This is a genomic window from Bifidobacterium oedipodis, from assembly GCF_012932425.1.
Taxonomy (GTDB): Bacteria; Actinomycetota; Actinomycetes; order Actinomycetales; family Bifidobacteriaceae; genus Bifidobacterium; species Bifidobacterium oedipodis.
Map to the genome: position 1 here is coordinate 329,336 of NZ_JAAIII010000004.1, position 21,411 is coordinate 350,746.

The window sequence follows — 21,411 nt, forward strand, 5'->3', positions numbered from 1 at the left end:
AAATCAGGAACGGGAAACCAGTGTTTTCCTCGCAAGCTCCAACACCACGTCCGCGCCCTTGACGACTTGGCTGCTATGCGTGACGACGATCACGCATTTGTTCTCTTCATGTGCACGCTTCTGCAGGATGGTGATGATCTCCGCCGCCATCTGCTCATCCAGATTGCCGGTCGGCTCGTCGCCCAGAATCACCGGAGTATCGGCCGCCATTGCCCTCGCGATGGCCACTCGCTGCTGCTGTCCGCCGGATAACTGCAGTACGTTCCTCTTGGCTTCATCCGCGCTGATTCCCAGTTTTTCCAGAACTTCCACTCCGGCTTTGGGTTGAACCAGACGCACGTTTTCCAACGCCGTCAAATAATCGATGAGATTGTAGTTCTGAAAAATCAGCGATACGTGTTCTTTGCGGTGCTTCTCGAATCCGCCCTGTGCGATGTCTTCCCCGCGGAACAATACCTTTCCGGTGGTCGGCTCGTCCAGTCCTGCCAGAAGCGACAGGAGCGTCGACTTTCCTGCGCCGGATTTTCCAACAATCGCATAGAATTTCCCCGGCTCAAACGTCTGAGTCACATTGTTCAAAACCTGCTTTTGGGCTTCGTTATGATAGATGTACCCTACCTGCTGTAACTGCAACATACTGTTATTCTCCTAATCGATTTGCATCAAAATTGTCTTGGCGTTTCTGGTCATGATTCCCAGAGCGGATACGACAAGGGACACCAGCACCGCCACTATCCAAATGCCGATCGCTTCCAGAAAACTCTCTATGCGAATCCCGTAGCCCAAAAGTTGCAACAGCCCCACGCTTATAACCAATGCCGGAAGAATCGCCATCCCTATCAGATAGAGCATTTCCACCGCAAGCTGCGCTACGATTTGTTCTTTTCTTCTTCCTATCGAAATGAGAATACCGATCTCATATTTTCTCTCTCGAATTCGGAAGACCAGCAAACAAGACAACACCACAATGCTCATAACAATCAGAATCACAACCATGATTTGAAGCAGAGTCTGCATCGTACTGTTCGTCTCTTCCACGGCCTTAACCGTTTCGACTTGTGCCATGTCTACTTGAGTCGAAAACTGCTGCACGCCTTGCCCGGAATCCAGCCGCTTGCTGGACTCCTCCTGTTGCATAGTCAGGACCGCACTAAGCAAAACCATAATAGTGACCAGTATCGCCACCACGACCATGGTTTTTTCTCGTTTTCTGGCAACATAATACCAGGCTTGTCTCCATACCGTCATACACGTCTCCTTGCTGTATTCTGATATGGACGTTAACTGGCAGATATGAAACCTATATGAAATTACGAACCTTTTTTAGATTCATTTGGAAACACATGCCATCGTCTTGAGCTTGGAACGTGTAAGGAATCTTCGAGAGCCTTAATCCTTCTTTGACCATATAGAGCCCGAGACCATTGCCTTCCGCATGCGTATGCCTTGAATATTCCGGCCTATAGAATGCTTCGAAGACCTGCTCCAAGTCTTCTTCTTGAAGCGGCACGCAGGAATTGAAGATCCGCAGGTTGTCCCCTCTTAACGTGATTTCCACGCGCCCACCATCCTCGCAGTATTTCACCGCATTATCGACGAGGTTGCCAAGTATGCAGTCGGCGAGCGTCTCATTCATGGTGACGGTATATTGTTCCGGAACCTGAAGCGCTACCTCAAGTCCTTTCTGCTGAATCTGCATGTCCTGCTCCCCCAGCATGGAATGAAGTTTTTCGGTAATGGAAATGCGGCTCGTCTCCTGATAAAATTCCGACATTCTGGATGCATCCAGAATCTCTTTGACCATATTGGTAAACTGATCAACTTGTCCGATCGCCTCTTCCAGATACTTCTCTCGATCCTTATATTTCCCCACACCCAACAGCATGTTTTCCAGAAGAATCCGTTGTGCCGCCAATGGCGTCTTCAAATCGTGGGATGCGCTGCGGAGGAAATTCACCTTCATTTCCCTTGTTTCCTCCATCATGGCCAGCACCGGTCGGGTCACTTTTCTCGAGTACAGCCACGAGAACGCAAACGATATCACCAGTGACAGCAGCGTCGTCACCGGAAGTACAAGACGTGTGATCCGCCACGCTTCTTTTACCGGTGCCGTACTTTCCATAACCTGAAACCGCACGGCCGTTCCATCCTGCAGACGCACTGCTCCATGCGCAGTGAGGATCGTTTCGACATCCCCGCTCCCCCGAACGGAGAGTTCTTCTCCGGAGTCCAAGAACTCCAGAACGGCGATTGTCCCCTCCTGAAAAGACACCGTCTCATCACCGAATTGCGCGAGCACGCCTAGCTGGTTCTTCCTCGCATAGGTCTGGAGAAACTCCTCGCTTGACTCCCGATCGCTTGTTTGCAGCATTTCCCCGATGACCGCCGCATCGCGGTCCAATGCCGACTGTATCTGCTGTGTGTACACGACCGGGAACAAAGCATACAGCGACAGATGCACCACCGCGATGATGCATCCGAACAACAGCAGAATCCAAAGAAATGTTTTCCAAAACAGATCTTTGTGTTTTTTCTCACTGGATTTTATAGCCGACTCCCTTCACCGTTGTGATGCATTCCAAATGCAGTTTCTTTCTGAGGTTCTTGATATAGACGTCGATTACTCGGTCGAACGGCGCTTCCTCCATATCCCACAACTGATCCAACATCTGCTGTCTGGTAAGCACCTGCCCTGTGTGGTCTACCAGATACTTCAAAAGCCGAATTTCTTTCGGCTTGAGATCAGCTTCCTCCTCCTGATACCAAGCCTGAAATCCATCAAAATCGACTTTCGCCTCTCCGCATGTCCACACGGATTCAGACCTGCCGCTTCTGCGAAGCAGTGCTTCCACACGCTTCTTCAAAATAAGCAGGGAAAATGGTTTGCTGATGTAATCATCCGCCAGAGCATCAAAGCTCGCCACCTGGGTTTTCTCATCACTCATTGCCGTCAGCATCAGCACCGGCAAACGACTTGTTTTTCGAATCTCCTTGAGCATGGCAAGCCCGTTCATCTTTGGCATCATAATATCGAGAATCATCAGATCCGGCTGGAATTCCCGAAAAACATCTAAGCCTTCCAAGCCGTCTGCGGCTTCTTTCACCTCATATCCTTGGCTTCGTAGAAATTCGCCAATTCCTTCTCTGATCGATTCCTCGTCTTCAACCACCAATATTTTCATTGAGCCATATCCTTCTCAACTCATCTGCGTCAGAATCTCTTTCGGCTTTTTCTTCAGGATCGGCAGGACAGAGACGAAAACCGCTGCCATAATCACGAGCATACCGATTGCAAAAAGAGCGATAACCTCCTCATTGCCGATCATAACGTCAAGATGGTCTATCGTCTGCGCCGTAGCAGCCGATTCCAGATCCGCTCCCAGCATACCGCTAAGTCCGTTGTTGAGGTTGTTGACACTTTCTTCAGATACCCGGTTCACAAAATACGCTCCGACCGACTTGGCGATCGCCCGCCCTCCGAAGTAAGACAGTCCCAGTCCGCACACTCCAATGATCAAAGCCTCGCATAACAACTGTCCTGCGATTTTCCCTTTCGAGATACCTACGGAAATCAGGATGCCCATCTCCTTTTTGCGCCCTTGTACCCACATGAACAGGAAGAAGGACAGCACTACAACTCCGACGATAATGCTTCCACCCAGCATTAGGCGAATCATTCTGCCCAGCGTTTCCACGGACTCTCCAAGCGCCACATAGTCGCTTCCGTTTTGCGTCAATTCGTAGGATTTCCAGTCCACATCCAGCTTCTTCGCCTTGTTCATGACCTCCGGTGTAGCGGAGACGCTTTTGGTATAGAAGGTCGCGTCCTGATAGATCTCTTCGCCCTCGTCATACGCGTACAGCTGCTTCACCGTATCGAGATCGCTGAACACGGTGTTCTCGCACATCTCCTCCCGCATGGTCGGCGTTATCGGATTCGTTCCTGAGAACAATCCGACGATTTGTGCTTTCACCGCCTGTCCTGACTGGTTGCGGTTCTCCTGGTCATATGCGCTAGGTGACAGGGTCAGCGCGTCGCCGATATGCAATCCGTTCTTCTTGGCGAAGGTTTCATGCACCAGCACCTTGTTACGGTCGCCATCTTGCAGATGCCTGCCTTCTTTCAGCTTGAGAATGCCTCCCGTGAAGCTCTTATCCAGAGAGGAATCGTTTTCTCCGGTAAAGGCCAGCACCCGTTCATATTCCTTCGGTTCCGCACTTCCTGTCGCTCCGGAGAGCGGAACCAACTTGGCGTTCTCCATTTCGGCGATGCCGTTCATACGTTTCAGGCACTTCGTGACGCCCTCCACCTCGCAGAGCGCATCGACCGCTTGTGCCGGCACATTGCCCTCGCCGCGGCTGGTGCCCATGTTGTACTGCAGATTGTTGGAGATGGAGAATCCCGAGCCGATTCTTTCCAGCATCCGCTCCTCCGAGACCGCCGCCGCCTTTTGGATGGCCAACGCGCTGATCAGCGACGTTCCCATCACAAACAGCACCAGAAGCAGAACCAACGTCTTGATTCTTTTCCTTGTGATATACAGCCAAGCTCGTTTTACCATTGCCGCACTCCTTATACGTGTCCTTCTGCGGCATACCTCAAGCCTGATATCCGCAACTCTGCACGCAGGCTATCCCGGCAATGTGAAACCAATATGAAATACCAGCAGTACTTTTCCCGAATGGATTCCTATTCCCAACCGCATGCTTTTCAAATTGAAGCAACCCCACTACAGCCAGTTGTCCACACATCCGGATCTCTCATATTCATCGTCCAGCATTTTGCGGGTTCGATATCGTCCGAAATCTTGATTTTCGCTCTAGTTGCCACGTCAGCCTCGCCTGCTATCCCAATCCCAAGGTTTGAAACATATAAAGCGAGATCTTCCTCATCTCAAACATACCCCACGGTGAAATGGATTGAAGTGGCCTGATTTTTGTTCCGCCTTCATAGTGAGGCGGAACAAAAATCAGGCCACTTCACTTCGGATCAAATTGACTCGTGGAACTTCCGCCACCTCTCCCGCTCAATCTCCCGCTTCTTTGCCTGAACAATCTCATGCAGACGCCCTCTGTGAGAGCTAAAACGACTGTCTCTTGGAAGAGACTTTGATATCGACTCGATTATTTCTATCTCCTCGCGATACGCTGAAGCAAACCCCTCTTCACCAGACCCGACATAAGACGAAGATCCGAACGGAAGGATACTCAAAAACTTGCCTTCTGGATCTTTGCTTAATAAGGAAACATACGGCTCCGCTCGATCCTTGAACGGAATATCCGACAGAACTATGGAATAGTACTTTGGCACGTCTCCCACATTCAGCCCGCGCTCCAGAACGTCAAAAATAAATCCAGAAACATCAAAGTCATTTTCTAGATATTCATTATAAGACAACAGGTCATAAACGTCATACTCCGGAAACTCACTGCAGGAAATCAATCGCTGAATAGCCTCAAGTACCCTCTCTTTCGAATCACAAAGTCCCGAAGCATGACCCATTCTTCGAATTAACTTGCAACGATTGCAGGAAGAGTCAGCGCCCTCAAGTTGTTTTATCAGACAGCCAATCGGATCGGCTCCCCTTTCGTCAAGATACCTGAACAGGACGCCGAAGTAATCGAAATGGTCATCCAAGATATTAGACCCATATATCTCCATCAAGTCTTCTAGGTCGCTTCCAAAACAAGTATCAAGAAAAGCCAATAGGTCGTCTGATCCGAAAAGTGACTGAAAAAAGAAGCTTGCGTATCCCGGTCTGGAAAGTAATGGATCCTTGACCGCTGCGCAGTAGGTTCTCGCAAAACCGACTGACTTTGCTTCGATGCCAATGACATCATCAATGTGCATCATAATCTGACCAGATTCAGCCATTGCGATGAGAATGTCATGATCATTCTCCGTCAAAAACTCAGAGGGCGCAGCCGCAATACCTATCGCTGCCAAAGCCGAAAGGCCATGCGCTTGCATTTGATCGAGCATCAGTCGCCAACCTATCCTCTGCGCGATTCTTTCGACGATTACCGGACCGAGAGATATCTTCTGATCGGCGTCATGAAGGTCGCAGAAAAAACCGAATGTCTTTTCGACGTCAATAGGAGGTCTATCCTCTGCCAGCAAAGACATAAACACCCTATCTATAAGAGACCCGGCATCGTACTGGTCAAGCTCTTGCCGCTGCCACATTCCCTGATTGACGCGGAGCACAGCCTCGAAACGCCTTGTTCCCCAGTCCTTAGTGACAGAAAGAATCTCATCCTCATCAGGCCTGAAGCTCTTCATCAGTTCTTCGCGGTCGAAATAAGCCGGGGGTAGGATAGACCTCACTTTCTCCCGTCCTTCCGCGGAAAGCGCCTCACAAGCCAGCGAGCAGCGATAAACAAGCTCGCGCTCTTCCCGTGAAACGGGAACATAGTCGTCAGGCATGGCTCGTAAGAACGACTTTATGCCGCTCTCCAAAAAGAAACGGACATCTTCGTCAACCGAACCCTTTTTGCATATCCCGACATGTGGGAAAAGGACTTTGGCCGCATCGGCTCGATAGTCCGATACTCCAAGCAAAGTGCAGAGAAAAGCTATCGCTCGATCTCTTAAGTCGAGAACGGCTTCGGTTTTTGGCATCTCAATGCTGAAGAAACGAATCGTCCCTCCTTCATCAGCCTCTGTCGACACATGAGAAAGAGCTAGATACTGCTCGCATAGCTTCAATCCGAAAAACTGAAGGTTGCGAGAATCAGGGTTCTCAATAGCCCTTCGCAGCATCTCATCAAGAAGCTTAAATTCGTATCTGAGTTCACCTCCAGCAGAATGCATATTTATCGCCAGAGGCCCTTCAACAGCTGACTTATAGTCCCCGAGCCTAAAGCAGCCTTTTTCTACACCATCAAGCAGGACGGGGATTGCATCAGGATAACGGTCTAGATTCTTGAGTCCACAGAGAATAGCCAAGCTAACGGGAACCACGCCGGTCGCTTCCCGTCCGTAATTCCCCTGCTCTGATATCGGAATAACAGACACCGACATTTCATCAATCTCATTGCATGCGTAGCGATATGCGTCATCAGGTATAAGCGGATGCAGAACGTCCATGATTTCGCAGCGCTCTGCGTCTGGCCTTGTGACAGATTCTCTCCAAACCTTCTCACACTCCGATGTGATGTGGGAAAGCGTTTGTTCATCACCGAATACGGAAATGAGGACATTGAGAACCACGACGACCTTCGCCCGTTCCTCAAAAATGAACCGCGCTATGAAAACGTCCAGATCAATAAGATGCTCTTCAAAAATCGCTTTATATATGCAGTAATCTCGAAGGTTCAACTGCTCAAACTTGATTGCGATGGTTCCATCAGGACCTTCTAAAAGATCGAGAATATTACGGTCGTGCAGCACCCTCGCTCTTTGCACCATCACAGAATGGGACATTCCACTCAATAGAAGGTTGCCGTAAACCGGATCATTCTCTTTTAAATCGCAGGGAGAATGAACACTCAGATACGACAACAGGGTAAGGTCATCCTTCTTAAGCCCGTTGACGAGCCCTCTGTAGAAGAGATCCATGATCTCATAGGCGCTCTCGATGCCAGAATAGCCATCCCTCTTCGCACATAGAGAAGCCATTATCGCAAGTCTCAAGTTACCGCGAGCAATCTTCCTTATCTTCTCAAGGAAAAAGGGGTTGGTTATTTCATAATCATCTCGCAGCAATGCCTCTACATCCTCATCCTCCAATGGTTTCAAGAAGAATTCCTCGTATCTCACCGAACTGCGCACATTTTTCATCAGATGCTTAAAAGCGTACTCCCGCACGGTGAGCACTACTCGGAGCCTAGTGTTCTTCACAACCGTCTCAAGAACCGCGTCGAGACCATCACACTGTTGTGCATCGTCAACAAGAAGAACAGCCTCACCTTCCGAAAGGAAAGCATTGACATCTTCCGCCACGCCCACGCCATGCATTTTCGACAAAACATATGAACCAACCTGCTTATCGTGCGCGTATTGGTTCACGAGCTCAAGCGCCAACCTTGTCTTTCCGCTTCCGGAGGGGCCGTGAATAACGATTATCTGACTTCGAGCGAAAGCGTCTCTGAATTCTACTAGTTCTTTTTCCCTATTGCGAATCAATCCCGATTGTGGAGTTGCATAGCCTCTTCGTTCCTCCCTTTCGACCCATCCAGCCGGAGTGACAAGAGCATCGACACCCACGTGTATATGAAGATAGTCCGCCGCAAGATCGTAATACTTGTGTGCCAAGTCCATCGCAATGATCGATGGGCCTAGTAGCTCAACTTGGGGGTGAAGTTCCTTTAACTTACCCTCTTGTTCTGGGGTTAGCCGCCATACAAGGTGACAGCAAACGATTCTTCTGCTGCGTCCTTCAGGAATCCGAACGGAAATGCACTCTTCGATATCGCGCTTTAGCTTTTTGTAGGAATCGCATTGCGCGGTGGTAAACGGAATAAGAATTGCTTCGGAGTCCGTCAAACTATGGGCGTCAGGGATACCTTTTGTCGGTTTATTCGTACCAGGTTGCGACCCTAGAGTTGTTATAAATCGAAGACCAAGCTTACGACACACATAAGCCTCAGCGAGTTTCTGGAATAAACCCCCGTCGAGCTGCTTCAGCTCACTTTGAATTACATTAAGCCGTCCCATTGTCAATCCTTCCAGCCGCACTTAGCAAAGACGTCCATATCTAAAGCTCACTTATTCGCCCGGCGAGAACTCTCGGCCCTCTCCAATCAGCTCAGTGATGTTCTCGTGCACGATGCCGCTGCGCCTCTGAATGGGATCGTTGCGCGTGATGACGAACTTGGGGTAGTTGTCCTTGATGTTCTCCAAAGGACGGTATTCGCGGTCTTCGGTCGCACGGTCGTTCATGATGGTCATCGCCACTTGGACGTACGCATACCCCATCTCACTGTCCCGCAGGATGAAGTCGCACTCCAGATTGCCGATGCGCCCCACACTCACCTCATAACCACGGCTACGCGCGTAGTTGTAAACGATGTTCTCCAACACCGGACCGTAGTTGATGCGGTTGTCGGTGTTCAAGGCGAAGTAGAAGCTCAGGTCGGCGAGGTAGTACTTCTGCTCCCCCTGCAGCGATTTGCGCGACTTCATGTCGAATCGCGTGCACCTGCTGATGATTTTGGCATCCTCGAGTATCTGCAGATACCTATGAAGCGTCTCGCGCTTGATTTTCACGCCCTGCTTCTTGTTGAGGTCATCGAGAATGTTTGTGAGCGAGGTCGTCGCACCAAAGTTGTTGATCACGTAGTCCCGCACATGGTTGAACACCGATACGTTCTTAACCTTCACGCGACCACGGACATCCTTGTCGAAGATCTCCCTGATGACCGATTGCGCATACGTGCGTTTATCCGCCATATCGGGATAGTCGAGCGACTTGGGGAATCCGCCTTCCAAGATGTAGCGGTCAAGCTCGGTAGCGAGGTTCGCATCGACGGATAGGTCGAGGAACCGCTTCATATCGCAGTACTCTTTGAAGCTCAGCGTCTGCATCTCGAACTCGATGTAGCGTCCCGTCAACTTGGTCGAAAGCTCGCCCGAGAGCAGATACGAGTTGGAGCCGGTTATAAAAATCGAGAAATTGCCCTCGTTGCGAAACTCGTTGACGACCTCCTCGAAGCCGTCGATGTTTTGAACCTCGTCGATGAAGAGGTACTTCATTCCCGGAATCTCAAGGGCGGGTTCGATAAGAGCCTCAAGCTGGTCCGGAGTCTTAACGGATCGGAACCCATACCGGTCAAGATCAAAGTGCATGATGCGGTCGTCAGATACACCCTCATCTTTGAGCTCCTGGACGATGCACTGCATGAGACACGACTTGCCACAGCGGCGAACCCCGGTGATGACCTTAATCATCCCGTCGTCATGATAGAACCCACGAATCTTTCGAAGGTAGTCCTCACGTTTGAACAAACGCATACTGGCTCCAATCTTCCGATTGAAGCCAGTATAGCAAATATTGCGTTTATCGGGGAATATTTTTCAGTATCGTCAATTTATGCACCGATAACTGCTAATTTTATTATTCCCACTCGATGGTTGCCGGGGGCTTGGAGGTGCAGTCCAGCACCACGCGGTTAATCTGGCGGCATTCGTTGGTGATGCGCGTGGAGATCGTGGCGAGCACATCGTAGGGCACACGCGACCAGTCAGCAGTCATAGCATCCTCGGACGAAACAGGGCGCAGCACAATCGGAGAGCCGTAGGTGCGCTCGTCGCCCTGCACGCCGACGGAGTGTACGTCCGCCAGCAGCACAACCGGGCACTGCCAGATATCGCGGTCAAGACCAGCGCGGGTCAGCTCCTCGCGAGCGATGGCGTCGGCCTCGCGCAGCAGATCAAGACGTTCCTTAGTAATCTCGCCAATGATGCGGATGCCCAGGCCCGGGCCGGGGAACGGCTGGCGCCACACCATAGCTTCGGGCAGACCGAGCTCAGTGCCGATGGCACGCACCTCATCCTTGAAGAGGGTACGTAATGGCTCGACGAGTTCGAACTTCAGATCCTTCGGCAGGCCGCCGACGTTGTGGTGGCTCTTGATGTTGGCCGCACCATCGCCGCCACCGGATTCGACGACATCCGGGTAGAGGGTGCCCTGCACAAGGAACTTAACCTCCTTGCCGTTCTCCCCTGCCTCGGCAATGACCTGACGCTGCGCCTTCTCGAAGGTGCGGATGAACTTCTCGCCGATGATCTTGCGCTTGCGTTCGGGTTCGGAAACGCCCTTCAACGCGGTCAGGAAGTCTTCGGAGGCGTCCACGGCGATGAGCTTAATGCCGGTGGCCTCAACGAAGTCATGCTTGACCTGTTCGGCTTCACCCTTGCGCAGCAGACCGTGGTCCACGAACACGCAGGTGAGCTGGTCGCCGATGGCCTTGTGCACGAGGGCCGCGGCCACGGCGGAGTCGACGCCACCGGACAGGCCGCAAATCACCTGCGCGTCACCGACCTGGGCGCGAATCTTGGCGACCTGATCCTCGATGATGCTGGAGGCATCCCAGTCGCGCGGCAGGCCTGCGCACTCATGCAGGAAGTTTTCGATCAAGGCCTGGCCAAGCGGAGAATGCTTGACTTCCGGGTGCCACTGCACACCGTAAAGCTTGCGGGCCTCGTCGGCCATGGCAGCCACGGGTGCGCCTTCGGTATGGGCAAGCACCTTAAAGCCTTCGGGAGCGGTTTCCACGGCTACGCCGTGGCTCATCCACGTGGTCTGTTCGGCCGGGGAACCGGCAAGAATATCGGCGGCATCGTCGATTACGGCTTCGGTTTTGCCATATTCGCCAAGCGCGGCCTTATCTACCTTGCCGCCAAGCTCGTAGGCCATCACCTGGAAGCCGTAGCAAATGCCGAGCACCGGTACTCCGGCATTGAATACCTTAGTATCTATGGAGGGGGCACCGGGTTCGAACACCGACGCCGGTCCGCCGGACAGGATGATCGCCTTCGGATCCTTGGCTAGAATCTCGTCGGCAGGCATGGAGTGGGGCACCAGTTCGGAATAGACACCGGCCTCACGCACGCGGCGGGCGATGAGCTGGGCGTACTGGGCGCCGAAATCGACGACAAGCACAGGACCATTTGCCATTGATATTCCCCTAACGTTCATCGGGACTGTATAAGCTAGACAGGCTCGATTATCGCCGGTCAAGCCGACAAGACCGACACGCGAACAGGATGTGCGAAAATCTCACAAAAACTACGCCCAACCATCAAAACACGCCGATTCCGCACACTGCGAATCGAACGTGCAAACGCATTCAAAATCCCTATTTTCCTTGAAATCTCAAGCTTTTATAACTCTTTATCGATATAATCGATACGGACAATCGAACGCCTAAAACTAACAAATAGCGAATTTTTCTTAACAATTTCAAACACACCCGCAACAAATCGTTCATAAAGTCGCGTTGTCCACGTACCATGACGAGTGATTGGGAACGGAAAACCATGGCAACGCAAGGAACCACGGCCCGCAAACCAAACGGAAATAATCAATCGCACATATGTGCAGGAGTACAGGAGTACACATGACGAATCCTGTTATTGGCACCCCTTGGAAGAAGCTGAATGCTCCGGTTTCTGAGGAAGCGCTCGAAGGCGTTGACAAGTACTGGCGCGCCTCGAACTATCTGTCCATCGGACAGATTTACCTTCGCAGCAACCCGCTGATGAAGGAGCCCTTCACCCGTGAGGACGTCAAGCACCGCTTGGTCGGACACTGGGGCACCACCCCGGGCCTGAACTTCCTCATCGGCCACATCAACCGTTTCATCGCTGACCACGGCCAGAACACCGTGATCATCATGGGCCCGGGCCACGGTGGCCCTGCCGGTACCGCTCAGTCCTACATCGACGGCACCTACACTGAGACCTTCCCGAAGATCACCAAGGATGAAGCTGGTCTGCAGAAGTTCTTCCGTCAGTTCTCCTACCCGGGCGGCATCCCCTCCCACTTCGCTCCGGAGACCCCGGGCTCCATCCACGAAGGTGGCGAGCTGGGCTACGCTCTGTCTCATGCTTACGGCGCCATCATGGACAACCCGAGCCTGTTCGTGCCGGCCATCGTCGGCGACGGCGAAGCCGAGACCGGCCCGCTGGCTACCGGTTGGCAGTCCAACAAGCTCGTGAACCCGCGCACCGATGGTATCGTGCTGCCGATCCTGCACCTCAACGGCTACAAGATCGCCAACCCGACCATCCTGTCCCGTATCTCCGACGAAGAGCTGCACGAGTTCTTCCACGGCATGGGCTACGAACCCTACGAGTTCGTTGCTGGCTTCGACGATGAGGACCACATGTCCATCCACCGTCGCTTCGCCGACCTGTTCGAGCAGATCTGGGACGAAATCTGCGACATCAAGCACGCCGCCGACTTCGACGACATGCACCGTCCGTTCTACCCGATGATCATCTTCCGCACCCCGAAGGGTTGGACCTGCCCGAAGTTCATCGACGGCAAGAAGACCGAGGGTTCTTGGCGCGCTCACCAGGTGCCGCTGGCTTCCGCCCGCGATACCGAGGCTCACTTCGAAGTCCTCAAGAACTGGCTGGAGTCCTACAAGCCTGAGGAGCTCTTCGACGCCAACGGCGCTCTGAAGCCCGAAGTCACCAACTTCATGCCGAAGGGCGAGCTGCGTATCGGTGCCAACCCGAACGCCAACGGTGGTGTGCTGCGTCAGGACCTCGACCTGCCGAACCTCGACGATTACGAGGTCAAGGAAGTCAAGGAGTACGGCCACGGTTGGGGTCAGCTCGAGGCCACCCGTCGTCTGGGCGTCTACACCCGCGACGTGCTCAAGAACAACATGGGCCAGTTCCGCATCTTCGGACCGGATGAGACCGCTTCCAACCGTCTGCAGGCCGCTTACGAAGTGACCAACAAGCAGTGGGATGCCGGCTACATCTCCCCGCTGGTCGACGAGCACATGGCTCACTCCGGCGCTGTTGTCGAGCAGCTCTCCGAGCACCAGATGGAAGGCTTCCTCGAGGCCTACCTGCTCACCGGCCGTCACGGCATCTGGTCCTCCTACGAGTCCTTCGTGCACGTGATCGACTCCATGCTCAACCAGCATGCCAAGTGGCTTGAGGCCACCGTGCGCGAGATCCCGTGGCGTAAGCCGATCGCCTCCATGAACCTGCTCGTGTCCTCTCACGTGTGGCGTCAGGATCACAACGGCTTCTCCCACCAGGATCCGGGTGTCTCCTCCGTGATGCTGAACAAGACGTTCAACAACGATCACGTGGTCGACATCTACTTCCCGGCTGACTCCAATATGCTGCTGGCCGTGGCTGAGAAGTGCTACAAGTCCACCAACAAGATCAACCTGATCTTCGCCGGCAAGCAGCCGGCCGCCACCTGGCAGACCCTGGACGAGGCTCGTGAAGAGCTCGCCGCCGGTGCCGCCGAGTGGAAGTGGGCTTCCACCGCCAAGTCCAACGATGAGGCTCAGGTTGTGCTCGCCGCCGCTGGCGACGTTCCGACCCAGGAGATCATGGCTGCTGCCGACAAGCTCAACGAGCTCGGCATCAAGTTCAAGGTCGTCAACGTTGTGGATCTGGTCAAGCTGCAGTCCGCCAAGGAGAACAACGAGGCTCTGACCGATGAAGAGTTCGCTGACATCTTCACCGCCGACAAGCCGGTGCTGTTCGCGTACCACTCCTACGCTCACGACGTGCGTGGCCTGATCTTCGATCGCCCGAACCACGACAACTTCAACGTGCATGGCTACAAGGAGCAGGGCTCCACCACCACGCCGTTCGACATGGTTCGCGTGAACGACATGGATCGCTACGCCCTGACCGCTGAGGCTCTGCGCATGATCGACGCCGACAAGTACGCCGCCAAGATCGACGAGCTCGAGGCCTTCCGTACCGAAGCCTTCCAGTTCGCTGTCGACAACGGCTACGATCACCCGGATTACACCGATTGGGTCTACTCCGATGTGAACACCAACAAGCAGGGTGCCGTCTCCGCCACCGCTGCCACCGCCGGCGACAACGAGTGAGTCTAATTCACTGACTCACCGTTCTAGTTAACGGTTGAAAGGGATCCGAGAGCAATCTCGGATCCCTTTTCGTATATCAACATGCAACTGTGAGCCATATCACTATGTATGCAAACGAAACTGACAGCAACACCGCCGTGAACGATAACGCTCCTGTTTTAGAATGAGCACTGGTGTGAACCAGTAACAATCACACAATGAGCAGTTCGAATAGGAGACATCGTGAGTCTTACTTCCGTTACCATCATCAGCCCTGAAGCCGCCAACGGCCGCAATGTCGTCGCCCTTGGCGTTGTCAATGCCCTCGCCAGCGCAGGCAAGAAGACGGCTGTGTTCCGTCCTGCCGTGTGCAAGAAGGAAACGTTCACCGACGTGCTGCTGGCCGCTGCCAACGCCGGAGAAACCCGCGAGCAGGCCACCGGCGTGTGCCCCAAGCGCGCCCGCGAAGACAAGGCTGGCTCCCGTGCTGATATCGTGGCCGCCTACCACGAAGCCCTTGCCGCCCTCGACGCCGAAGCCGCCGTGATTGTCGGCACCGATAAGTCCGCTATCAACGATCCTTCCCTCTTCTCCTTCAATGCCGACGTGGCAGCCGATCTGGCCTCCCCCGTGCTGTTGGCTGTGTGCACCATCAATCGCACCCCTGAGCAGCTGGCCGCCACTGTGGCCGCCTCCACCGCCACCGTCGAAGCCGCCGGCACCAAGGTGATCGGAGTGTTCGTCACCGGCGCAGAAGCCGATCAGGTCGCCCCTTCCAAGGAAGCGCTGGCCAACGCTGGCGTGCCGGTGTGGGTGCTGCCCAAGGTCGATTTCGACGAGGAAGGCGCTGCCGAGGCCGCTTCCGAAGCGTTCGTCGAGAACGTGCCGGCCGAAGAGCTCGAAGCAGCCCTCGCCGCCGACTTCGACGCTCCTGTCACTCCTTATGCCTTCCAGTACAGCCTGCTGGGCAAGGCCAAGGCCGACAAGAAGACCATCGTGCTGCCCGAAGGCGAAGAAGACCGCATCATCAAGGCGGCTGACTACCTGCTTGAGCGCGATATCGTGAACCTCATCATCGTGGGCGAGAAGGATCAGATCCTGGCCCGCGGTGCCGAACTCGGTCTGAAGTCCCTGGAGAAGGCCACCTTCCAGTCCATGAGCGACGAAGAAGTGCTGGTGCCGATGGTCGCCAAGCTGTGCGAACTGCGCGCCAAGAAGGGCATGACCGAAGAACAGGCCCGCAAGCAGCTGACCGACGCCAGCTACTTCGGCACCATGCTTGTGGTGCTTGGCAAGGCCGACGGCCTGGTCTCCGGCTCCATCAACTCCACCGCCAACACCGTGCGTCCGGCCCTGCAGGTCATCAAGACCAAGCCCGGTCAGTCGCTGGTCTCCGGTGCCTTCCTCATGTGCTTCAAGGATCATGTGGCCGTGTTCGCCGACTGCGCCATCAACCTGAACCCGAACGCCGAGCAGCTGGCTGATATCGCCATCCAGTCCGCTGAAACCGCCGCCGCGTTCGGTATCGAGCCGAAGGTCGGCATGCTCTCCTACTCCACCCTCGGTTCCGGCAAGGGCCCGGATGTGGATCTGGTCGAGGAAGCCACCAAGATCGTCAAGGAGAAGGCTCCTGAGCTGGCCGTCGTCGGCTCCATCCAGTTCGACGCCGCCTGGTCGCCTACCGTAGCCGCCACCAAGGCCAAGGGCAACGACGTCGCCGGTCACGTCAACGTGTTCGTGTTCCCGGATCTGTGCGCCGGCAACATCGGCTACAAGGCCGTGCAGCGCTCCTCCGGCGCTGTGGCCGTCGGCCCGGTGCTGCAGGGCCTGAACAAGCCGGTGAACGATCTGTCCCGTGGCGCTCTGGTGCAGGACATCATCAACACCGTGGCACTCACCGCCATCGAAGCCCAGTGACGTTCCGTTAAACATCGGTCGCGTCACATTGACGCATATCAACTATAGGGAGCCCGTCATATGCCGATCTTGCACTGTGCAGTTGAGCCTGAATGACTCGAAGCACACACAGGATCCCCTATGACGGGCTCACTGTTATTCACGCAACTGTTTGCCGATATGCGACGTTATGAGCAATGGTTTGCTGCACCATCTCATGAATTTGTAGTAAGCAGCGAGTAATCTAAACAATGGTATTCCGCTTTGTCGCGGACGAAACACAATTACATGGAGGATGCCCACAATGGCGAAAACCGTCCTTGTCATCAATTCCGGCTCCAGCTCGATCAAGTACCAGCTGGTTGATCTCGAATCCGGCGAAGGCCTTGCTTCCGGCCTTGTCGAAAAGATCGGTGAGCCGATCGACGGCCATTACAAGCACAAGTACAACGGCGAGGCCCACGAATTCGATGAGCCGATTCCGAACCACAGCGTGGGTCTGAAGAAGGTGCTCGGCTTCTTCAAGGAATTCGGTCCGAACCTGGATGAGGCCGGCATCGTGGCCGTTGGCCACCGCGTGGTGCAGGGCGGTTCCATCTTCCCGCAGCCGAGCCTGTGCACTGACGAAGCCGTCGAGAACATCAAGAACCTCGCTGTGCTGGCTCCGCTGCACAACGGTCCTGAAGCCAAGGGCATCGAAGTCATGAAGTCCCTCATGCCTGACGTGCCGCAGATCGCCGTGTTCGATTCCTCCTTCTTCACCCAGCTGCCGGCTGCTTCCTCCACCTACGCACTGAACCAGGAAGTCGCCAAGAAGTACGCCATCAAGCGCTACGGCGCTCACGGCACCTCCCACGAGTACGTCGGTTCCGTGGTGCCGGGTATCGTTGGCAAGCCCGCCGAGGGCCTCAAGCAGATCGTGCTGCACATCGGCAACGGCGCTTCCGCCTCCGCTCAGATTTCCGGCAAGCCCGTTGAAACTTCCATGGGTCTGACCCCGCTCGAGGGCCTGGTTATGGGTGGCCGCACCGGCGACATCGATCCGGCTGTGGTCTTCCACCTGATCCGCAACGCCCACATGAACGTGGACGAGCTGGACACCCTGTTCAACAAGAAGTCCGGCCTGACCGGCATGACCGGCTACGGCGATATGCGTGAAGTCATGCGCCTGGCCAAGGAAGGCAACGCCGACGCCCAGCTCGCTCTGGATGTCTACGTGCACCGTATCGTGGCCTACATCGGCAACTACACCTACCAGATGGGTGGCTGCGACGTGATCACCTTCACCGCCGGTGTGGGCGAGAACGCCTCCTGGGTGCGTGAGCTGGTCGTCGACAAGCTCGCTCCGTTCGGTGTCAAGCTGGACAAGGAGAAGAACGCGGAGCACTCCTCCGAGCCGCGCATCATCTCCACTCCGGATTCCTCCGTCATCGTGGCCGTCATCCCGACCAACGAAGAGCTGGCCATCGCTCGCAAGTCCGCCGCCATCGCTGAGGCCGGCAAGGACTACTACGGCAACGTGGTTGACCCGGTTGACGAGGCCTGATTTTCTGGCTTGAGTCAGTTTTAGTTCAAAATAACTAAGTGGAAGGGCAAGTCCTGCACGGGACTTGCCCTTCCGCTTAGTTATTGCATTATGTCAGCTCAGCATGGCCGTCCACATGCCCACGAAATCGGGCAATGTCTTGCGCGTGGTGGCCACATTACGCACACGTACCCCGGCAATGCGCAAGCCCAGCATCGCAGCGAACGTGGCCATACGATGATCGGCATAGGTTTCCATATCCGCACCGTGCAAAGCATCCTGAGCTACCGGCGTAATACTCAATCCATCCGGCAGTTCCTGCGCCGCTCCCCCAACGCGCGTAATTTCATTGACCAGCGCTTCCAAACGATTCGTCTCATGCCCACGCAAGTGCCCAATGCCGATCATGCGGGTCGGCGCATCCGCAAACACCAGAATCGCCGCCAGCGATGGGGCAATCTCCCCTGCCGCGGTCAAATCGAAATCACCAAGACCATGGATGATGCCAGTTCCGGATACTTCGCAATATCGCACACCATCAATTACCGGGAACGATACTTCAGCACCCATATCAGCCAAATATCCGGGCAACAGGCCACCGGGCTGAGTTGTGGCCTCAGGCCAATTCGGTACGCGTACGCTGCCTCCGGCAATCAGTGCGGCTCCTAAGAACGGCGCAGCATTCGACAAATCCGGTTCAACAACCACCGTGCTCGGAAGTTGCATCGCACATGGCGCGACGGCCCATACACGAGCGGCTTCGTCGGCAACAATATCGCCACCGGCACCGGTCACATCGGATACGGTCATACGTATATGCGGCAGACTGGGGGTCTTCTCCCCCGTATGATGCAATTCCAAACCACCCGGCAAGCGCGAGCCAATCAGCAGCAGACCGGAAATAAACTGCGATGAGCCAGACGAATCAATGTTCACTTGCGCGCGGTGGTCAGGGAGCGCAGACGGCGGAGTGATGGTGAACGGCAGACGGCCTATCTCACCGTGATATTCCACAGAGGCACCCAGCTGCTCCAATCCATCAAGCACCGGTTTCATCGGGCGCGCATACGCCTGTTCATCACCGTCAAAATGCACGGGTCCATCGGCAAACATCGCAAGACCTGGTACGAAGCGCATCACGGTACCGGCCAGACCACAGAATACGTTCACATTACCGGTGAAACGTCCACTGGATGGCGGGGTCACCGTCACCGTGGTATCTGTATCAGTATCGACCTGGCAGCGTACTCCCAACGATTCAAGCGCGGCCATCATCAGATCGGTATCGCGCGAGCGTAGCAGTCCGACCAGCGTCACAGGGCGGGAGCCGAGCGCTGCCAAAATCAGGTAACGGTTGGACAATGATTTGCTGCCCGGCACGGTGACGGTGGCGTGCAGCGGTGCGGTGGCCAAAGGCGCGGGCCAAAGTTCCATATCACTCATGCCAGCCAATGTATCAGGTATATGCGCTGGATTCGCAGCATGTTCCACAGCGTGCGCATTATCAGTGCGTTACCGGTCGGCAGCCAGCCTTGATTCAATACGTACCGGTTGCGGATCTGGCACCGGCACCGCTGTGGGTTCAGGTGCTGCCACTACGCCGGAGGCATCCAACGCCTCCGTATCGGCTTCGGCAGCGGCCTCCAGAGCGGCGGCATGAGCCTGCATCTCCAGCATCTGCGCATGCAACAGCTGCGAAGCCACACGGTCAGCTTCGATGGCGGCAATCTGGCGGGAGAAGACGATGAACCAGCCAAGGAACATAAGCCCAGCCAAGGCTTCCACATTGGTAAGTGTGTTGTGCCCCATCATCATATTGGCCCAGAAGCCGGCGCATACCAGCGCCGCCAAATCAGAGGCCACCATCACCGCTTTGGACAGTCGCGGGGCAAGCCACGGCAATAGCAAAAACAGCAGCAGCATCACAAACGGCAGTCCTTTAGCGCATACGTTATGCAGCAGATTATGTGGCGTGTAGCGGAACACACCGATGCCGATGAAGGCCAAGCCCGCAATGGTCAGCAGTACGGACAGCGCGGTGATACGGGCCATAAAATGCGGGATTTCATAGCCACGGTTCGGATCGTTGCGTGTGCGATCATGCCACAGTCGTTGCAAGCGCTCGGTGGCCACCAGCTCGGAGATGGCAAAGTAGCTGACGATGATAATGCAGGTACCGGCCAGTATCAACGTGGAGTTGAACATGCGCGCGGCGAAGGTGGTGCGGTCGCCCAATTGGGAGAAATTATTGTGGTACCAATATGGATCGTCAGTGGTCATGCCGGCGGCGGCCACGCCGGAGATTACGAAGAATGGCAGCAGGCTGGCAATGGTTTTGGCGTTCATTAGTTCGGCCTGCACGAACGTCATATAGCCGACTATGCCGGCAAATCCACCGCATACCGCCGAAATGTAGCCAGAGAAAATCGCGTTGCCCATCATGTCGTTCACCGTGTTCATCATGGCGAACGATGAGAGGAATATGGTCGCCGCATACACCACCGACAATGCCACGATTTCAAAGACGCGCCGGATTGGTGCTAACCAGCCGTGCCTGAGGTTCAGCGAGCGCGATTTGCGCGCGTATCCGATGATGAAGGAGATGACGCCACAGGCCGCCACAATGCCTGAGCTGACCATGAAGCGGCGCTGTGTGACCTGCCAGATGGCAGGGGCATAATCCATATACGCGTTCATGGAGAGCACACCCACCACGGCGCAGATAACAAAAGAAATAAGGCCGGAGGTTTCGGCGCGTTGGTTGCGGCCCATATAAAACCTCCCTTACCTCTCTGCCAGCGTTCCTCTGTCAGCCATCCGTTGACGGCACACCTGTATATCAGTTATATATCAGTACTTTGCCACAACAGTCTGCTCTGAAAAGACACGCCACCAAACTTCTGTACAAAATGTCATTGTAACCCGTGTCACGGTCCAATGATGCGATACAATAGTTCCTTGTGCCGTCATGGCGCATCGGGCCGTAGCGCAGTTTGGTAGCGCGCCTGCTTTGGGAGCAGGATGTTACTGAACCGTTTGCTTCCCGACGTCCACTGAGGCTTACTGCCGCTTAGGTTTTCAGGCTTCGGCAAAAATTGAAAAATGGTCGCCAGTAACACTCAGTAACAATGACCGCAGACCCCTCGACTTCCGAGCGGACTGTTCGACTGTTTTCTGGGTGGTCGGGACGAAAATCCGTCCTACGTGGTGCGTATAATAGAAAAGTTGTGCCGAATGGCATAATCAACGGGACATAGCGCAGTTTGGTAGCGCGCTTGCTTTGGGAGCAAGATGTCGCGGGTTCAAATCCCGCTGTCCCGACCGCGAAAGCCCTACTCCCGCTTGAACTGCATCCCAGTTCTTGGACGGGCTAATAAGCGGCCTAGGCCGCATGTAGGGACTGATTCCGGAATTCCTCCGGGGTCAGTCCCTTCAGTTTAACCTGCCTCCTTTTCGTGTTCCAGTGGACG

Annotated in this window: 14 protein-coding genes and 1 tRNA gene; 4 read left to right on the plus strand and 11 right to left on the minus strand. The window is 54.8% G+C overall.

Features of this window, described 5'->3' with window-relative positions:
• Positions 1-3: 3 nt before the first annotated feature.
• The 8 genes from G1C95_RS08325 to guaA form a co-directional block, all read right to left on the minus strand.
• Entirely contained in the window at positions 4-636 is a 633-nt protein-coding gene (locus tag G1C95_RS08325; RefSeq protein WP_169172475.1) for an ABC transporter ATP-binding protein, read from the minus strand.
• 12 nt (positions 637-648) lie between these two features.
• Entirely contained in the window at positions 649-1,248 is a 600-nt protein-coding gene (locus tag G1C95_RS08330) for an ABC transporter permease (protein WP_169172476.1), read from the minus strand.
• A gap of 52 nt (positions 1,249-1,300) precedes the next feature.
• Positions 1,301-2,485 carry a sensor histidine kinase gene (locus tag G1C95_RS08335; protein ID WP_169172477.1) on the minus strand — a complete coding sequence of 395 codons (1,185 nt, stop codon included), beginning with the start codon at positions 2,483-2,485 and terminating at the stop codon, positions 1,301-1,303.
• A 49-nt stretch (positions 2,486-2,534) separates the two neighbouring features.
• Positions 2,535-3,182 carry a response regulator transcription factor gene (locus tag G1C95_RS08340; RefSeq protein ID WP_169172478.1) on the minus strand — a complete coding sequence of 216 codons (648 nt, stop codon included), beginning with the start codon at positions 3,180-3,182 and terminating at the stop codon, positions 2,535-2,537.
• Between the two features lie 15 nt (positions 3,183-3,197).
• Entirely contained in the window at positions 3,198-4,562 is a 1,365-nt protein-coding gene (locus G1C95_RS08345) for an ABC transporter permease (RefSeq protein WP_169172479.1), read from the minus strand.
• 428 nt (positions 4,563-4,990) lie between these two features.
• A complete protein-coding gene (locus tag G1C95_RS08350) occupies positions 4,991-8,659 on the minus strand; it encodes an nSTAND3 domain-containing NTPase (protein ID WP_169172480.1) in 3,669 nt (1,222 codons plus the stop codon).
• Between the two features lie 51 nt (positions 8,660-8,710).
• The gene (locus G1C95_RS08355; RefSeq protein WP_169172481.1) at positions 8,711-9,955 is read right to left on the minus strand and encodes an ATP-binding protein; all 1,245 of its coding nucleotides are present in this window, start codon (positions 9,953-9,955) and stop codon (positions 8,711-8,713) included.
• Positions 9,956-10,058: 103 nt separating this feature from the next.
• Positions 10,059-11,621: a glutamine-hydrolyzing GMP synthase gene (gene guaA / locus G1C95_RS08360; RefSeq protein ID WP_169172482.1), complete on the minus strand. Its 1,563-nt coding sequence runs from the start codon at positions 11,619-11,621 to the stop codon at positions 10,059-10,061.
• A 442-nt stretch (positions 11,622-12,063) separates the two neighbouring features.
• Here guaA and G1C95_RS08365 point away from each other — a divergent pair, with 442 nt between their 5' ends.
• The 3 genes from G1C95_RS08365 (at position 12,064) to G1C95_RS08375 (ending at position 17,962) form a co-directional block, all read left to right on the plus strand.
• Positions 12,064-14,541 carry a phosphoketolase gene (locus G1C95_RS08365; RefSeq protein WP_169172483.1) on the plus strand — a complete coding sequence of 826 codons (2,478 nt, stop codon included), beginning with the start codon at positions 12,064-12,066 and terminating at the stop codon, positions 14,539-14,541.
• A gap of 222 nt (positions 14,542-14,763) precedes the next feature.
• A complete protein-coding gene (gene pta / locus G1C95_RS08370) occupies positions 14,764-16,437 on the plus strand; it encodes a phosphate acetyltransferase (RefSeq protein ID WP_169172484.1) in 1,674 nt (557 codons plus the stop codon).
• A 283-nt stretch (positions 16,438-16,720) separates the two neighbouring features.
• Positions 16,721-17,962: an acetate/propionate family kinase gene (locus G1C95_RS08375; RefSeq protein ID WP_169172485.1), complete on the plus strand. Its 1,242-nt coding sequence runs from the start codon at positions 16,721-16,723 to the stop codon at positions 17,960-17,962.
• Positions 17,963-18,055: 93 nt separating this feature from the next.
• On the opposite strand, the gene aroA is transcribed toward G1C95_RS08375, so the two are convergent.
• Both aroA and G1C95_RS08385 read right to left on the minus strand, forming a co-directional pair.
• Positions 18,056-19,384: a 3-phosphoshikimate 1-carboxyvinyltransferase gene (gene aroA / locus G1C95_RS08380; RefSeq protein ID WP_169172486.1), complete on the minus strand. Its 1,329-nt coding sequence runs from the start codon at positions 19,382-19,384 to the stop codon at positions 18,056-18,058.
• Between the two features lie 69 nt (positions 19,385-19,453).
• On the minus strand, positions 19,454-20,713 hold the full coding sequence (locus G1C95_RS08385) for an ABC transporter permease (protein WP_240947492.1): 1,260 nt from the start codon (positions 20,711-20,713) through the stop codon (positions 19,454-19,456).
• Positions 20,714-21,188: 475 nt separating this feature from the next.
• Here G1C95_RS08385 and G1C95_RS08390 point away from each other — a divergent pair.
• Positions 21,189-21,262 (plus strand) — tRNA-Pro (locus tag G1C95_RS08390).
• A 61-nt stretch (positions 21,263-21,323) separates the two neighbouring features.
• Here the strand turns inward: G1C95_RS08390 and G1C95_RS12795 are convergent.
• The coding region (locus G1C95_RS12795) for an IS3 family transposase (protein WP_169171528.1) at positions 21,324-21,411 on the minus strand (88 nt) is incomplete at its 5' end.